The sequence below is a fragment of the Mesorhizobium sp. WSM4822 genome, assembly GCF_055811155.1.
In genome coordinates this window covers 1-16,260 of sequence record NZ_JBVVQM010000012.1, presented here as the reverse complement: position 1 = coordinate 16,260, position 16,260 = coordinate 1, and the positions used below count along the sequence as shown (strand labels likewise).

Below are 16,260 nucleotides of genomic sequence, written 5' to 3'. Positions count from 1 at the left end.
ACATGAGCTGCACGAGGGACTGCGCGAGCGCCTGTCGGCCCCGCGCCGATGCTCCTGGGTCCAGGTGGGGGAGCTACAGCGCCCCTTCGGCCAACGACGCATTCACCACGCCCGCCCATTCCGGGACGCTCTTTTGAATGCGTGCGAAGGTTGCCAAGGCCTGCCCGACCACCTGATCCATGTTGTAGTAGCGGTAGGTTGCCAGGCGGCCGACAAACCACACGTCGGGACAGGTTGCGGCGAGCGCTTCGTAGCGCTTGTAGAGCTCTTCGTTTTCGGCCCGCGGCACCGGATAGTACGGGTCCCCGATATCGGTGGGATATTCGTATGTCAGGCTGGTCCGCACGCTCCGTTGGCCGGTCAAATGTTTGTATTCGGTGATGCGGGTGTAATCTTCCGTCTGGGGGTAGTTGACGACGGCAACCGGCTGAAACTGCTCTTGGTCGAGTGTGACGTGCTCGAAACGGAGCGAACGATAAGGAAGACGCCCTAGCTGCCAGCCGAAATATTCGTCTATCGGGCCGGTATAGATCAGGCGGTTAAATGGTATCTTGTCACGAATTTCGCGGAAGTCGGTCTGCAGCATGACCTTGATGTTCGGGTGATCGAGCATGCGCTCGAACATCCTCGTGTATCCGCCGGCAGGCATCTTCTGGAAGCTGTCGCTGAAATAGCGGTCATCGCGGTTGGTCCTGGTCGGCACTCGTGCCGTCACTGATTTGCTCAGCTGGTTCGGATCGACGCCCCATTGCTTCCTTGTATAGCCACGGAAGAACTTCTCGTAGAGCTCGCGTCCCACGGTGCTGACGACAACATCCTCGGCCGTTCGCACGTCCTCTACCGTCTCGCGCCGCGATGCAAAGAACTCCTCCAACTGTGCGGAATTCAACTCGAGGCCATAAAGGCGGTTTATTGTGTCGAGATTGATCGGGATGGGAAGCAGTTTCCCGTCGACCGCCGCCAGAACCCTGTGCTCGTATGTGCGCCATTGGGTGAACTGCGAGAGGTAGTCCACGATCGACTGGCTGTTGGTGTGAAAAATATGAGGCCCGTAACGATGGATGAGGATGCCGGCTTCATTGTAGCAATCGTAGGCGTTGCCGCCGACATGGCTGCGGCGGTCGACCAGGAGAACGCTTTCATGACGCTGGGAGGCTATCCTTTCAGCAAGCACGCTGCCGGCAAACCCCGCGCCGACGATCAGCCAATCGAACATGGCTATGCGCTCCTGCGGAGCGGGACGACCTTCTTGCGTCGGTAGGCGCCCTCAATGTGAGCGGCCATGGCCTTCCATGTTCTTTCCCACGACATGTCAGCCAGATAGGCATCGACTTGCGGCAGCAGCATCTCGCGCGGTCGCAAAAGCAGGGAGCGCAGCTTGCTGTCCAAGTCGTCACCGTCGGCGATCTCCACCAGCCCAGCAGCGCCGTAGCTGCGCACAACGTCGACGATTGCCGTCGAGATCACCGGCAGGCCCGCCGCCAGAAACTCTGGCGTCTTGGTTGGGCTGATGAACCGGGTCGCTTCGTTGAGCGCAAACGGCATCCACCCGGCATCCCAATGGCGCAGATAATCGGGCAGGTCGCAGTAGGCCTTCGTGCCCAACCAATGAAGGTTGTCGGACTTCGGCAGGATTGCAGGATCGATTTTGACAACGGGGCCGATCATGACGAAATGCACGTCCGGCATGGTCCGCGCCGCTAGCGCCACGAGGTCGACGTCCAGCCGCTCGTCGATGACGCCGAAATACCCCACCCTCGGGTGAGGAATGCCGGCCTGGTCGATGGGGTCCTTTCCTGGCAGCCTTGCCTTGTGAAAGTGTTTCACATCGATGCTGCTCGGAAAGGGGTAAATGGCCTGATGCAAGCGGCGCTTGGTCTCGAACAGGCTCAGGCCACCGGTGAAAACGAGATCGGCGCGGCGCAGAAGTCCCTTTTCCATCTGCGCCAGTTCGGGCGGCGCATTCTTGAAGGCGGAGAGTTCGTCCATGCAGTCGTAGACGCATATGTCTGGGTCAAGGAACTCCGTGAAGCGAAGAGCCATCGGCGTGTAGTACCAGGCGATCAGCCGGCTGTGCGGCATAGAAGCTATGATCTGCTGAACAAATCTCCGCTGGACGGCATCTGATTTCGCGGCCGACGCGCCAAGTGGAAGCACTGGTGTCACAATTAGAATGTTTGGCGACGCCTCGCTCGTCCGCATCAGCGGCTGTGGCAGTTCTTCAAAAACAGGCTCTTCAAAGTAGATCACTCTCTGCTGCATGGATGCAAGAGTGAGAATATGCTGCGGGCGTTGATGGACGAAATTCCAACGCAAGTGCGAGAAGCAAACCAGTAGATTTTCCCTGCCAGCGTGTTTACTGGCGGACACCCTGCCCAAGGCTGCTTCCATTGAGATTTTCCTTCCTGTAATCTTTAATTTATGCTGCGACTAACATTTGTTAATCGCAGATGGAGGAGAAATAGACTTCGGTACCAGCTCCTAACTTTCCACCGCGTGAGTTGTTCCAAGGTGAAGTGAAGAGCTCTCAGTCACCGCTCGGATGACGGATGCGACGATGTTTCTGCGGAGCTGAGAACGGCCACCACGCGTCGCCGGGCTTTGAAAGCGTGAGCGACGGGGGAATGTCGGTGGAGAACTGACCTGCCGTATTTGCGTTTAAGTCGCTGGTTATAAAATGTGCAGGACATCAAGTTGATTCGCCCGCATCACTGGCGAGTCCGTGCCAGGCGAATTCCGGGGCTGATATGAAGATCGACTTTTCAACCAATGTTTTTCCGCTGTTTCATCCGCAAAGCGTGGATGATCTCAAGGACCCTTGCCCCGTCTTTGATGGCAGCCTGTGGCACGTCTTCGGCTCGAGCGGCACGGTGACCAGCGAGACGTGGAGGATCCTGCATGCCACGGCGCCGGACCTTTATGGGCCGTGGACCGAGCATCAGTCGATCGAGCTTCCTATCAATGGGAGTGGTGTTGCGGCTCCGGGGGTCATTCACGAAAGTGGCGTCTTTCATATGTTCATCCAGACCGAGTTCATGAAGTCTGGTGGCCGCTGCGAGCATGCGGTTTCCAATGACGGGTTCCATTGGGTGGTTCTTAGCCCGGCAATCCTCGCCATCCCGGACACGGAGGAAGATGGCATTTACGATCCGCATCCCGCGGTTATTGGCGGCAAGCGCTACCTCGTCTATTCCGCCATGCCAAAATTCACCAGGGTGCCACAGCCCGACATCTATCTCGCGCGTAGCCAATCCGATTCATGGTTCGGCCCTTGGAAACGGATCGGCAAGATCCTTGACCATAATGAAGTTCCTCACCACAACACGAGAGAGGATCCCGACTACGAATGGGGGATAGAGGGCGCACAACTGGTCGAATTGCCGGATGGCCGCGTGCTTCTCAATGCCACTTGCTTTCTCCCGAATGGCCTTCGGGGAAACCGGCAACGCGTGTTTTTTGCCATCGCCGATGATGTTGCTGGACCTTATGTGTCGATGGGACCGGTGCTGGAACCAGGCCAGCCGGGAGAGAACGGCCACTCGACCGTGATGATCGAAGGGGGCCAACTTTCGCTGTTTTACCAAAGCCGGGTCGCCACGACCGATCATCGGTGGCGCTACGGCTTGGCCAGATGCGACGTCGCCCTGTTTTCCAAGGTTGCATGATTTAGGTGTTGCTCGGACGGAACAATCCGTCGGAGCGCGTGCACACGACACCATGCAGCAGTCGGTCGCGGCGTTCGAAGACATGGGCGAACTGAATATCTCTGCTCCTTCCCGCAGGAGAATGAAACATCAGCACGTATTCTATGCCTTCATCCTCGCTTCGTTGAAGGCGTCCAACAGGCCAGGGACGTGCCGGGCGTCCAGAGCGAGCAGATGATCGACAGGCGGACAGCCGAATAGACAAAGGTCAGCCAAAGCCGAGGCAACCGGCGGCCTTCCGCTCGACCCGTGCGCAGTCGGGAGCACAAGGTTTGTACTCGAGCCACTGAAGCTCCGCACGAGGGGCAGCTCAGCTCATTCCTGATTGTTGCGTGCCTGACGAGCTCTCCGTTTCAGCCTGATCATAAATGCTTTCACCTAGTGGAACATCGGAGGTTCCACGAAGTTGGGAAGCCACGGAGGACGTGCACATGAACAGTGTCATCTATCTTATCGGCCTTATCGTTGTCGTGCTCGCGGTCCTCTCCTTCCTCGGTCTTCACTAGGTGGCCCATGCAGCATGAGAACGATCAGGGCGGACAGCCCACCGATTTCGACAAGGCAAAAAGCGACGTTTCCGACAGGCTTCGCCAGGAACAAGAACGTGCCAGCGAGCTGCTTCACGACGCGCGTGACACGGTGACCCGTAAGGCTGGCGATTATGCATCTGAAGCCAGGGATGCGATTTCCGACAAGGCGGAGGAAGCTCAGCGCGACATCGGATCGAGTCTGGCGGCGCTGGGCGGCGCACTGCGCGCGGCCAGTGACCATCTGGCCAACAACGATGAAAGGAACGCATCGAAGTTCGCATTGGATGCCGCCGGTGGCTTGGAGCGGCTTTCATCGTCATTGAAACAGAAACCGTTCGGCCAGGTCCTGGAGGACGTGCAGTCCTTTGGCCGGCAAAATCCCGGTGTCCTGCTTGCCGGATCGGTATTGGCCGGATTGGCTCTCGGGCGGTTCATCAAGGCTTCTCCGCCGGCGGGTCCAGAATTCCAGGATGCGGGAGACCTCAAATCACACACCGATCAGGCACAGGGTTGGTCCGTTGATCGTTCGCAGGATTCGGGCCTCGTCGGCGATGATGGGGCCACGCAGAACGCGGAGCAGGACAGATGAACACCCAGGACAATCCCAGCCTTGCCGGACTGATCACCGACTTGGCCCAGAATGTCACCACTCTGGTGCAAACCGAGGCCAGGCTGTTTCGGGCGGAGCTCTCTGAAAAGCTTGCCAAAGCCGGAGCAGGTGCCGCGGAAGTACTGGGCGGCGCGATTTGCCTGCTCGCCGCGCTATTGGTGTTGCTGCAGGCACTCGTTATCGCACTGACGCGGGCAGGGCTAGGCGCGGGGTGGTCTTCCCTGCTGGTCGGTGTGGTCGTGGCGGTCCTCGGCGTCATCCTGCTGCGGACCGGGATGGCCAGCATGGCGCCTTCGGAACTTACCCCCGACCGGACCCAGGAACAGCTTAAGCGCGACGCGAGCGTGATCAAGGAACAGGTGAGATGAAAGAGAAATCCGCAGCCGAACTTGAACGCGAGGCCGAGGCAGCCCGCGCCCGGGTGATGGAGACCGCCGAATCCATTCGAGGCAAGATGACGCCCGGACAATTGCTGGATGAGTTCACCGGGCTGTTCTCGGGAGGGGAGAGCTCGGCCATGCTCAGCAATCTCAGAACGCAGGTCCGAGACAATCCTTTGCCGGTCACCATGGTGGGCGCAGGTCTGGCTTGGCTGATGTTCGGCAGCGGTACCTCAAACACCCCCCACGGTTCGGCTGGATACTCCATGCCTTCGTCGCCGGGACGACATGATGACGGGGAGCGTGGAGGCCTTGGCAGCACGCTTTCCGATGCCGCCACATCGCTGTCGTCGGCTGCTACCAGCGTCAGCGATACCGTTTCGAGCGCGGCAAGCAACGCCGCCGAGGGTTTGACGGGCAGCACGGCCACTGCAAGATCGGTGACCGGCGAGATGGCGGCGAAAACCACCCGCTCTGCCCAAGAACTGTTTGAGAACCAACCCTTGGCCGTAGCGGCCGCCGGTCTCGCCATCGGCGCCGCCATAGGTGCAATGCTGCCCCATACCGCAACGGAGGATGAGCAACTAGGCGCCTATGGCGACAAGCTTCGCGACACCGCCGAAACCATGCTCGACAGGGGTCTGGATGAAGCCAAGCAGGTCGCCGCCGACGCCTATGAGACCATCAAGCAGGAAGCTGGCCGGCAAAATATGGAAGCAGGCACGATGGCCGATCAGCTCGGCGAGGTCGTGAAGTCCACAGCAGACAAAACCGAGCATGCCGTGCGTGAACGGATTTCCGATCCGTCTCAGCGTCAAACCTAGCTTGAATGATCCTGGATCAACGATAGTCGGTCTCTTCAGAAGGGCCGGCGTTGTTGTTCAAACGGTGAACCGCTCGAGTCATTTCAGAGCGTAGAGGTAAGCCGCGATATCGCGCGCCTGCTGCTCTGTAATCCGGGTCGACGGCATGGCGGTGTGCGGATTGATTTCCCTGGCCGATCGTATCCAGCGGATCAGGTTCTCTGGATTGTTGGCCAGCCCGCCGCCGATAAAGACGCGGTCAGCAAGACTGGCATCCAGGCGAGGACCGACCTGCCCTTGCGCGCCCGGCACGCCCGTAATCGTATGGCAGCCGGAACAGCCATTCGCATTCATGATCGGCAAGGCCCTCGCAGTGTCACCGCCTGTGGCCGCCTCCGCCTCGTGGCGGACGCGCGCGGCCCGATCGGACCACCAGGTCATTCCGGCCACGGCCGCGACGAGCAGCACCAGCGCGGCGATGACGGCGGCAAGCAGTTTAGACACGCTCGTACGCATGCGCCGCCTCCCTCCTTCCGCTCGCCTTGATCCACAACGCGGCCAGCAGCAGCGCTGCGCCGCCATATATCAATCCAGCCGGAACCCACATCACCAGCCCAGCAAGTTGCTGGTCCTCCAGGGGGCTCAAATTCCACAGTGCCGCTCCCACGGCGTTCTCCGGGTACCAGAGGCGTGGCGAGAGCAACAGGAGAACGCCGAGCAGCCCGGTATGCAGCGAGGTGACAAAGAGGTGCATCACTGCGCTCCCATAGGCATGCTGGCGGCCGGGACGCGGCAAGAGGACCCACCAGAACAGCAGCCCTGTTCCGAAGAAGCTCGCGTGCTGTGCATAGTGCAGTACGCCGCGTTCGAGCGCGGCCTCGAACAACACCGGAATGTGCCAAATCCATATAGCAATGCCGTGGATAATGGTCGCGCTGATCGGCCGCGTTGCGAAGGCCCAGACCACCCTCAGCCAATTGGCGTGTCCGGCAATTCCCAGAATGCGCCGGAACCGGATGGGTAGGCCCCACATCAAGGCCGCAGCCGGGCAGGCAGAGACCAACAGCGGCGCCGCCACGGCCATCAGCAGCTCATGCTCGATCATATGCGCCGCAAAGACCTGCTCGCCGAGCACATGAATCGGGCTGACCAATGCGGCTGTCAACACGCTCCATCCGGCCGTGAACAGCAGAGCCTGGCGCAGCCGCAACGTCCTGCCGCGGCTGCTGCGCCGCCAAAGCCGGCCAGCGCCAACGACATATATCAGGGCAAGCACGGCGAGTGGCAGGGTGATGGGCAGCGCGAGCGTCCACCCGGCCCCGGGCGCGCCGGCGCCGTAGCAGATGGAAGTAGGGAACAGCGCGTCCAGGTTCATCGCAGGCACCCATCCAGGATCAGCGCCGCGCTGCCTTGCATGAGGATCACAAGCGCAAACAGCAACGCCGACAACATCCCGAGATTGGCGACGAAGCGCTCTGTGCCGCGCGTACGCTCCGGCTTGAATGCGGCACCGCCTCGCCGCTTCGCCCGCCACGACAGCGCCCCGCCGAGCAGCGACAACAAGACGAGCAGCAGCGCCACGGGAAGCACGACTGGCACCTGACGGTTGCATTGCCAAGGCACCAGTGCATAATTCAGCTGTGTCGAGACCGCCCAGGCCAGCGGACCTGACAGAAGACCACCCCAGGACGTTCCCAACCGCAACGCTCGCATCTCAGCCTAGCCTCGGCGCCCAATAGATGAGCACGTAGATCGGGATCCAGGTCAGGACCACGAAATCCCAGTAGAAGACATTGTCGCCGACATCGCCGAAGCGCCGGCCGCTATAGCCGTGGCGCGTGAACATCAGCACTGTCAGCACGATGGTGTCGCCGACATCGGTTATGAGGTGCGTGGTGTGCAGGCCAAGCAGCACCCAGAGCATCGATCCATAGGCGTTGGTGTCCCAATAGATGTTGAGGGCGGGGAATTCGAACCAGCGCACGACGAGCGGAGCGATGCCGAGCAGCGACATGACCACCAGGCCGATCCGCACCGGAACCATGGAGCATTGCTTGGCGTGGCGGTGGAGGACGTGGTTGGGCACAAGGCTGACGACAAACAAAATCGTCACGATCGTTCCGGGCCAATGGTCAGGCTGCGGTGCGCTAAGCCGCCACGCTGGCCACGACAGCGCAAGATAGAGATATGCGCCCGCTGCCAGCGCAAAACCGGTGCCTTCCAAAGCCATGAAGCCGAGCGTGCCCCACCAGGTGGGGCTGCGCGGACCGTGCCCGAAGGTCGGCAGGCCAGAAAGATCGGCGGCGGCGCGCTGCTTCATTCCTGGTCCTCCGGATCGCCCTTCGGCCAGAACCAACCGATCAACGTGATGGCGATCGGCGCGGCGCCCCAGACGATCGCCCAAGGCGTGAAGATCGAATAGAGAAACGTGCCGCCGACGGCTAGCGCCGCAAAAAGCGGCCAGATCGACGGTGTGGCCGATTTCTCGCGAATATCGGGATAAGCTTCGGCCAAGGTCGAGATGAGGAGTTCGCGCGCATCGACGCGGAGCCCGGTCGCTACAGGGAGCGCCTCGCGCTCGGCCCAGAGCGGCTCGATATGGGTAACCATGGGAATGCGTGCGAAATTATAGCTCGGCGGTGGCGAGGACGTTGCCCACTCCAAGGTTCCTGCGTCCCACGGGTTGTTGCCGGCCAGGGTGCCTTTGAGCGCGCCATGCACCAGATTGAAAGTGAACAGGACAAAGCTCAGGAAAAAGAGCAGCGCCCCGGCAGAGATGAAAAGGTTGATGTTGCCCCAGCCAAGCTCGGCCGGATAGGTGTAGACCCTTCGTGGCATGCCCCATAGGCCGACGAGATGCATCGGGAAAAAGGCCGCATTGAACCCGATGAAGGCCAGCCAGAAATGCCACCGTCCAAGGCGTTCGCTCATCATGCGGCCGGTGATCTTCGGGAACCAGAAATAAGCCGCGCCAAGCAGCGGGAACACCGAGCCGCCGATCAGCACGTAGTGGAAATGCGCGACGACGAAATAGGTGTCGTGCACCTGAAGATCCAATGGCACAGAGGCGAGCATGACGCCGGTCAGCCCGCCGATGACGAAGATGAAGAAGAAGCCGAAGACGAACAGCAATGGCGTCCGGATCACCGGCCGGCCGTCCCAAAGTGTTGCAAGCCAGCAGAAGATCTGCACGCCGTTTGGAATGGCGATCAGCATGCTGGATGCGGTGAAGAAACTGGCGCCGAGCTTAGGCAATCCCGTGGCGAACATGTGGTGAACCCAGAGCCCGAACGACAGGAAGCCGACTGCGATCAGCGACAGGACCAGCCCGAGATGACCGAATGTCGGTCGCCTGGCGAAAACAGGAATGATCGCGGACACCATGCCCGTCGCCGGCAGGAAGATGATGTAAACCTCCGGATGGCCGAAGAACCAGAAGAGATGTTGGAACAGCAGAGCATCCCCACCTTCCGCCGGGTTGAAGATGTGCGTGCCGACCAGGCGGTCAAGGATCAGGAAAGTCGAGGTGATCATCACCGCCGGCATCGCGAAGACGACGACGAAGGAAGTGACCAGCATCGCCCAGACATAGAGTGGGATCTTGTCCAGCGACATGCCGGGGGCACGCTGTTTGAACACAGTGACGATGGTCGCAACAGCGACGGCCAATGACGACACTTCGGTATAGGTGATCATCTGCGCCCAGACATCGGCGCGCTTGCCCGGTGCGAATTCGGGGCCGGACAGCGGCACGTAAGCGAACCAGCCCACATCAGGAGCCATGTTGAGGGCGAAGGACACCCAGGCGAAAGCGCCGCCCGAGACGTAGATCCAATAGCTGAACGCGTTCAGGCGCGGAAACGCGATGTTGCGGGTGCCGACCATCAGCGGCACCAGGTAGATTCCGGTCGCCTGCACGATGGGCACGGCGAACAGAAACATCATCGTAACGCCATGCATGGTGAACAGCTGGTTGTAGAGGTCGGGCCCGATCAGGCCGCGTTGAGGTCCCGAAAGCTGGATACGCATGGCGACAGCGTTGAGACCGCCAAGACCAAGGAAGACGAAAGCGGTGATCAAATAGCGTCGTGCGATCACCTTGTGATCGACGCTCGAGAGCGCTCCGACGATGCCGGACGGCGTCCGCCAGGTGCGCTCGAGCCAGCGATGCAGGCTGGCATCATCCATGCCGGTATCGCGGGGGCCGTCACGTTCGGGAGCAAGGTCGCCCTTGGCGGGGTCTGGTTCCGGGATGTGGCGGTCGCCTGTGACATCGGCGCTGCTCATTTCAGCCCCTCGAGATAAGCGACGATTGCGTTGAGCTCGTCGCCGTTGAGATCTGCCACTGGCATGTGGGAACCCGGCTTGATGCCTTGCGGGTCGGCTATCCAGGCGGCGAGATTGCCGCGGCTCATCGTCAGCGTTCCGGCCGCCAATGTTTTCCGGCTGGCGATGTGGGTGAGGTCGGGAGCCACCGTTCCGCCGGCCGGCGTTCCCCCGATCCTGTGGCACATCACGCAGGGGCGTTTGAGGAACAGGTCCGCGCCGGCCTTGGCTTCGCCGCTCGCCGGCGCGCCGGCCGGCTGCAACTGGTCGTTCAGCCAGGCATCGAATTTCGGGCGCGGCTCGGCGATGATGAAGGTGCCCATATTGGCGTGCTGCGCACCGCAGAATTCAGCGCATTGACCGCGGTAGACGCCCGGCTTGTCCGCCTTGATATCCAGCACGTTCATGTGGCCGGGGATAAGATCGAGTTTGCCGGCCAAGCTTGGGATCCAGAAGGAATGGATCACATCGGTCGAGGTCAATAGCAGCCGCACCGGCTCGCCGGCAGGGATATGGATCTCGTTTGCCGTCGTCAGGATGCGGCTCGGCGTAGCATCCTCGTAGCGCAACTCCCACCACCACTGGTGCCCGGTCACCCTGATTGTCAGCACAGCCTCCGAGCCGATTGCAGCCAGCGTCCTGTTGGCGAAAAAGCTTAGCAGCGTCAGTCCGATCAGGATGATGGCGGTCAGTCCGACGGCGGACGCGACCACGCGCATCTTGCGGCGTTCGGCCGCTTCGTCGAGTAAGAGGGGTTCATCGCCGGGACGCGATCGCATAACCAGCGGTGCTGCGAGCGCGATCATCACCAGCACCCACACAACCGCGCAAAGCGCGGTGAAGAACCAGATCAGCCAAGCCAACTCGTCGGCTGCGGGGCCTTTCGGATCCAGCGCCGACTGCCAGCCTGCGCATCCCTGCAGAAGCAGGAGACAGAGAGCGAAGGTCATCGAAGCCGGGCGCCTCACGGTGATTTGCCCAGTGTCGCGGCATCCGGCAGGCGGTTTTCCGAGGGATGCACCATCATGCCGTCATTGCGTTGCGGCGCGGCGGAGGAGGGCGCGTTGCCGCCCAGTGCACGCACATATGCCGCCAGCTCCCATATCTGGTCATCGGGTATCTTCTGGCCGAAGCTCGGCATCCCGTTCGGCCTGCCGTCGCGGATCGTGGCGTGGATGCTTTCGATCGAGCTGCCGTAGAGCCACTTCTCGTCCATGAGCGCCGGGCCCATGCCGCCACCGCCATTGGCATGGCAGCCCGAGCAGTTGAACCAGCTGAACAGGCGTTTGCCCTCGCTCATGTGGAAGGCGTTGGCCTCGAAGCTCGCCGCCTTGTTATCGGTGGGGGAGGGTCGCTGTCCGCCCGGCTCCAACGTGGTCACGGGCGTCGGCTGCTCACCTGAACCGAGCGCCGATTGCGGTCGCGTGTCGCGCTCCTCGCGCTGGCAGGCGACCAGGGCCAGCGTCAAGGGCAGTAACATCGCCAGAGCCTGCCTCATCGCGCCGGACTCCCGGCCATGTCCAGACGCGGTACGCCGTATTGCGCCAGAACCGCGTCGATCTGGGCCTTGTGTCTGGCAAGCGCGCTATTCACATCGCCACGCAGCACATCGTCCTCGCGCCGAACACCCATTGAGATGTCGTACATTAGCGGCAGTTGCGGTCCGTCGATGCGAGGCGTGACCGGCGTGATCCGGAGCGACACCTTTTGCCGCTGGGCGAAATAGCCGGCGAGCGGACCCCAGACCACGGCAAGATCGATCTCGCCGTTCGCGACAGCTTCGACGATGCGCGCCGGAGGGTTGGGAGCGGAGTAGTCGCCATAGACGGGGTAGCCGATGAGGTGCCCGACGATGCCGCGGCGGCCAAGCGCCTGGACTGGCGGCGAGTTGGCGCCATCGTCGCCGATGAGCTGAACACCGATACGCAATTCTTGCAACCGCGGGTCGTTGAAGGAGGCCACGTCCGGGCCGTCCTGGCGGGTTACAAAGACATAAGACGAACGGTAGTAAGGCGTGGTCGTGCGCAGCATTTCGAGATTGGCAGGCGTGCCGGGCACGAGATCGCAAAGGCCTGCCTTCAGCGTGTTGCGGATGAAGCCACGGCGCTGCGCCCACCAAGTATACGTCAGCTTGGCGCCGAGATCAGTGGCGATGATTTCCGCGATCTTGTTCTCGAAGCCTTGACCGGCCGCGTTGGAAAACGGCATGTTGTTCGGGTCGGCGCACACTCTCAACTCACGTGGATTGGCAATGGCCGGCAAGAGCAACAAGGCGAGCCCGGCCATGCCGATCGCCACCCGTTGGAACGCCTTTCGCGCCGGACGTACGGTCAAGTCCAATCCATCAAGGCAGCCGGAACACATAAAGCGTGCCTCCCGCCGTGGTAGCGTTCTTTAGATCCTTCATCGCGTTGACGAAGCCAAGTGCCGCGGTGGCATCGCGCGGGTCGAGGTCGCCGGAAACGATGGCACCGGCCCAGCCACCGACGCCTGACAGAATTGCGACATATTGGTGCCCATCGGGGCCGCGATAGGTTATCGGCTGGCCGATGATGCCGGACGATGTCTTGAATTGCCAAAGGAGATCGCCAGTCCTGGCGCTGACCGCCTTGAACCAGCCTTCCATGGTGCCGTAAAAGACGACATCGCCGGCAGTGACGACGGTGCCGCTCCACACCGGAAAGTTCTCCTTCAGGACCCAGGCCGGCTTCGCGGCGGCAACATCCCAGGCGGTGAAGGCACCACGATTGCCGCCCGGCCCGGGGATCATGCGTACGTTCATGCCGACATAGGGCGTGCCTGCGATGTAGTTTACCTCGACGCCTTCTTCATCCATGCAGAGATTGTTGTGGGGGATGTAGAGCAGGCCGGTCCTCGGCGAAAAGGCCGATGGCTGCCAGTCCTTGAGGCCGGACGCTGTCGGGCAAATGTCTCGGACCACCTTGCCGGTGCCGGTCTTCTTGTCGGGGTTTGCAATCAGGCGGCCGGTCTTCAGGTCGACGCCTTTGCTGGAATTAACCGGACCGTAGGCTGTGGCGGACAACACCTCGCCAGTGGTTCGATCAAGGATATAGAGGTAGCCGTTGCGTTCCGGTCGGACGAGGACCTTGCGCGGCTTGCCTTGCCAGGTCATGTCCAGAAGGATCTGCTCGTTGATCCCGTCATAGTCATGGAGGTCATGCGGGCTCCACTGATAGAACCACTTCGCCGCTCCGGTATCGGGATCACGCGCGAAAATACCGGACGTCCATTTGTTGTCGCCGGGCCGCAAATCCGGATTCCACGGTCCTGGATTGCCTGTGCCGTGGAAGATCAAGTTCAAGGCCGGATCGTAGGAGATCCAGCCCCACATATTGCCGCCGCCGATCTTCCAGGCTTCCGGCGGCCATGTCGTCACGCCAAGGTCTGTGCCCTTGTCCATGTCATAGTGGGGCTTGAAGTCCGGGCCGATCAGCACATCCTTGTCGGGTCCAGTGCCATAAGCCGTCCAGACAATATGCCCGTCTCCGGCATCCAGCGCCTTGACCCAGCCGCGGACGCCCATTTCGCCGCCGGAATTGCCGACCAAAACTTTGCCCTTCACCACCAGCGGAGCCATGGTGATGGTCTCGCCGATGTTGATGTTGCCGATATGGGCGTTCCAGATTGGTTTGCCTGTGTTGGCGTCGAGGGCGATCGTGTGGCCGTCCAGCGTGTTGAAGAAGATGCGCCCGTCGGCGAAGGCCGCGCCGCGGTTGACGACATCGCAGCAGGCCACCCCTTGTGCCGCCGGCTCGGGGTTGGGCTCGTACTTCCACTTCATCGGCGCGCCGGGCCTGGAAAGGTCGAGCGCGTAGACGATGTTGGGAAAGGGCGTGATGATATACATGATGTTGCCGACAACCAGCGGCGCTGCTTCCTGGCCCTTGTTCACGCCGGTGGAGAAGGTGAAGGCGACCTGCAGGTTCTTGACGTTGCCTTCGTTGATCTCGGTCAGGTCGCTGAAGCGGGTCGACGCGTAGTTCTTGGCCGGCATAGTCCATTGCCCGTCATCGGGTGGCGCGGCGGCGGCGGGCGGCGCAATAGCCGCCGCCGATGGCGGCTCCGAGGCACCGCTCAGGAATGGGCCGCATGCCAGCAGCATCACCGAGAGTATGCAGGTGCGAAAAGAATTCTCGGTCGCCGATGCGCGGTCGCCTCGTCCTTCGTTAACGCGCGCCTGTGCCGGGTGCAGCATGCCTTTCATTTGTGGATCGAGCCTCCCACCCCGGCGCCGAGCTCCGCCGCGATGTCAGCCTCGGTGCCGGCACAAAGCGGATGGCCCCAGCCCGAGGCGCTTTTGCCGCCGGGATCCAGATCGTAGACGATGGCGTCCTTGCGATTGGGATTGACTCCGGCGGGAACCTTGTCGAGGCCGAGCGCCGCGCGAACACGCCAGGCGACATTGTGATCGGCGCATGAGGAATCTCCGGAGACCCCGATGCCTCCGACGATGCTCTTTCCGTCATAGAGGGCAAGCCCGCCGCCAAACACAACGACGCCTCCAATCGGCTTGCCGACGAGCGGATCGCTGGCGCTTCCGAACGTTTTGGGATCGCCCGCATAGGCTGCGGCCTGGTTGACCGGATTGGTCTCCTGCAAGCCGAAAAGCGGCCCGCCAGGTTGCGCCCCCGCGTAGAGATTGGCCGTCGATAGGGCCATTTGCGCCAAGCTGAGCCCATTGGCCGTATTGGCCTTCTCTGCCGCGACGAGGCGACTGCCCGGCCATTGGGAATCGGCGGTGGGACCGCTGAAAGCGATCGCGCACACGGCGCCGTCGCGGGCAACGACAGCCGCCCATTCGTTGGTCTCAAAGCCTCCGTTGGCAGGTCCGCCGCTCGCTTTCACATTGGCCTTGAGGACAGCGAGCAGCTTATCGTGGTGGGCCGGGCAGGGCGCCTGTGCCATGGCTTGGCCCTGTGGGGACAGGCCACCCGCCAACATCAGGCCAAAGGCAGATAAGAAAAGCTGACAGCGGTACATTGTCCTGCCCATTGGTTCGAGCATCAAAGAATCATGGAGCACTCTGTCAGACTGGAGAATGCGAGAAAGAATCCGTGATCCAATGCCGTCGATGTCTAACTTGGGCGATGCAGGTATGTTCCTGCTTTTGGAAAAAATGCACAGTTCCCGTCCGGTGAATGGCAAGGGTTGCCGTCTGTCCCGCCGGCGGCCGGCTCATCGCACCTAGTAAGCACTTGGCATTATCGGAGAAGCGGAGCGGTTGCGGGACCATACGGACGATCCACCCGGACTCGCGACAACGGCTCATTTTGCGATGAAAAATGCCTAGTTGAGAAGGCGACGGTACTTTTTGAGGCGACTTGGGCACGCTGGTGGACGTCATAAAATTCGAAAATCGCCCGGATGGTCCCGATAGTTGGTGAAACCTCGAAATATTTTTTGTGGCGATTTTCCCTTTAAAATCAAGAGCGTAATTTTTTGACGGTTCTAGTGTCGGAATTTTAGCAGTTCTGGAAAATATTTGACAGCGATTTCAAAGGGTTATACGCTGTTTGAACAATCGAGTGGGAGTAGGGAAGCTACGGCGATAAAGTCATTCGGCGGACTAGCCGACCTCCGTTTGCGACCACGCAGGTGACGCACGCAATAGACCCCACCCCCGCTTCCGCGGTACTGCGCCCGCGAGCGCGACCTCATACGCCTCATCGAAGTTGGAGTGCCCGAGCAGCGGCAGCCTTGTCGACCGCGTGAAGACCTTCAAGCGCGAGGACAAACTACGCCGTGCGACCTTGCGAGCGATCCGAGAGGCGAAGCCATGAGCCCTCGACGCGACGACGCATCCACTCAACACTGCACATCTCGGAGGCGACCGAGGCGAGGGTGGCCGGCGCCTGTGGCGGGTTTGTTGGGACGTTTGGCGCCGGC

At 61.2% G+C, this 16,260-nt stretch carries 16 protein-coding genes; 4 read left to right on the top strand and 12 right to left on the bottom strand.

Features of this window, described 5'->3' with window-relative positions:
* Positions 1 to 73 precede the first annotated feature (73 nt).
* Positions 74 to 1,216 carry a UDP-galactopyranose mutase gene (glf, locus tag AC0L3E_RS25030; protein WP_256747089.1) on the bottom strand — a complete coding sequence of 381 codons (1,143 nt, stop codon included), beginning with the start codon at positions 1,214 to 1,216 and terminating at the stop codon, positions 74 to 76.
* Positions 1,217 to 1,218: 2 nt separating this feature from the next.
* A complete protein-coding gene (locus AC0L3E_RS25025) occupies positions 1,219 to 2,391 on the bottom strand; it encodes a glycosyltransferase (RefSeq protein ID WP_128307167.1) in 1,173 nt (390 codons plus the stop codon).
* A 356-nt stretch (positions 2,392 to 2,747) separates the two neighbouring features.
* On the opposite strand from AC0L3E_RS25025, the gene AC0L3E_RS25020 reads away from it, so the two are divergent.
* The 4 genes from AC0L3E_RS25020 (at position 2,748) to AC0L3E_RS25005 (ending at position 6,048) form a co-directional block, all read left to right on the top strand.
* Positions 2,748 to 3,665 carry a glycoside hydrolase family protein gene (locus AC0L3E_RS25020; RefSeq protein ID WP_164898456.1) on the top strand — a complete coding sequence of 306 codons (918 nt, stop codon included), beginning with the start codon at positions 2,748 to 2,750 and terminating at the stop codon, positions 3,663 to 3,665.
* Positions 3,666 to 4,217: 552 nt separating this feature from the next.
* On the top strand, positions 4,218 to 4,823 hold the full coding sequence (locus AC0L3E_RS25015; RefSeq protein WP_128307166.1) for a hypothetical protein: 606 nt from the start codon (positions 4,218 to 4,220) through the stop codon (positions 4,821 to 4,823).
* Positions 4,820 to 5,212 carry a phage holin family protein gene (locus tag AC0L3E_RS25010; protein WP_128307165.1) on the top strand — a complete coding sequence of 131 codons (393 nt, stop codon included), beginning with the start codon at positions 4,820 to 4,822 and terminating at the stop codon, positions 5,210 to 5,212. Before AC0L3E_RS25015 ends, AC0L3E_RS25010 begins: the two co-directional genes overlap by 4 nt.
* Positions 5,209 to 6,048, top strand: a complete 840-nt coding sequence (locus AC0L3E_RS25005) for a DUF3618 domain-containing protein (RefSeq protein ID WP_128307164.1) — start codon at positions 5,209 to 5,211, stop codon at positions 6,046 to 6,048. Before AC0L3E_RS25010 ends, AC0L3E_RS25005 begins: the two co-directional genes overlap by 4 nt.
* A gap of 78 nt (positions 6,049 to 6,126) precedes the next feature.
* On the opposite strand, the gene AC0L3E_RS25000 is transcribed toward AC0L3E_RS25005, so the two are convergent.
* The 10 genes from AC0L3E_RS25000 to AC0L3E_RS24955 form a co-directional block, all read right to left on the bottom strand.
* Entirely contained in the window at positions 6,127 to 6,543 is a 417-nt protein-coding gene (locus AC0L3E_RS25000; protein WP_127331644.1) for a c-type cytochrome, read from the bottom strand.
* Positions 6,524 to 7,402, bottom strand: a complete 879-nt coding sequence (locus AC0L3E_RS24995; protein ID WP_127331646.1) for a cytochrome c oxidase assembly protein — start codon at positions 7,400 to 7,402, stop codon at positions 6,524 to 6,526. The genes AC0L3E_RS25000 and AC0L3E_RS24995 overlap by 20 nt, the downstream gene beginning before the upstream one ends.
* A complete protein-coding gene (locus AC0L3E_RS24990; protein WP_245469322.1) occupies positions 7,399 to 7,608 on the bottom strand; it encodes a hypothetical protein in 210 nt (69 codons plus the stop codon). Before AC0L3E_RS24990 ends, AC0L3E_RS24995 begins: the two co-directional genes overlap by 4 nt.
* A gap of 133 nt (positions 7,609 to 7,741) precedes the next feature.
* A complete protein-coding gene (locus tag AC0L3E_RS24985) occupies positions 7,742 to 8,347 on the bottom strand; it encodes a cytochrome c oxidase subunit 3 (protein WP_127268121.1) in 606 nt (201 codons plus the stop codon).
* Positions 8,344 to 10,314, bottom strand: coding sequence for a cytochrome c oxidase subunit I (gene ctaD / locus AC0L3E_RS24980; RefSeq protein ID WP_128307162.1), 1,971 nt, complete (start codon positions 10,312 to 10,314; stop codon positions 8,344 to 8,346). Before ctaD ends, AC0L3E_RS24985 begins: the two co-directional genes overlap by 4 nt.
* Positions 10,311 to 11,303 carry a cytochrome c oxidase subunit II gene (gene coxB / locus AC0L3E_RS24975; RefSeq protein ID WP_127331652.1) on the bottom strand — a complete coding sequence of 331 codons (993 nt, stop codon included), beginning with the start codon at positions 11,301 to 11,303 and terminating at the stop codon, positions 10,311 to 10,313. The genes ctaD and coxB overlap by 4 nt, the downstream gene beginning before the upstream one ends.
* 14 nt (positions 11,304 to 11,317) lie before the next feature.
* Positions 11,318 to 11,851, bottom strand: coding sequence for a c-type cytochrome (locus tag AC0L3E_RS24970; RefSeq protein WP_127296112.1), 534 nt, complete (start codon positions 11,849 to 11,851; stop codon positions 11,318 to 11,320).
* Entirely contained in the window at positions 11,848 to 12,717 is an 870-nt protein-coding gene (locus AC0L3E_RS24965; RefSeq protein WP_127331654.1) for a substrate-binding domain-containing protein, read from the bottom strand. The genes AC0L3E_RS24970 and AC0L3E_RS24965 overlap by 4 nt, the downstream gene beginning before the upstream one ends.
* Positions 12,698 to 14,578 carry a methanol/ethanol family PQQ-dependent dehydrogenase gene (locus AC0L3E_RS24960; protein ID WP_128307161.1) on the bottom strand — a complete coding sequence of 627 codons (1,881 nt, stop codon included), beginning with the start codon at positions 14,576 to 14,578 and terminating at the stop codon, positions 12,698 to 12,700. The genes AC0L3E_RS24965 and AC0L3E_RS24960 overlap by 20 nt, the downstream gene beginning before the upstream one ends.
* On the bottom strand, positions 14,575 to 15,519 hold the full coding sequence (locus tag AC0L3E_RS24955) for a heme-binding protein (protein ID WP_473605852.1): 945 nt from the start codon (positions 15,517 to 15,519) through the stop codon (positions 14,575 to 14,577). The genes AC0L3E_RS24960 and AC0L3E_RS24955 overlap by 4 nt, the downstream gene beginning before the upstream one ends.
* Positions 15,520 to 16,260 lie beyond the last annotated feature (741 nt).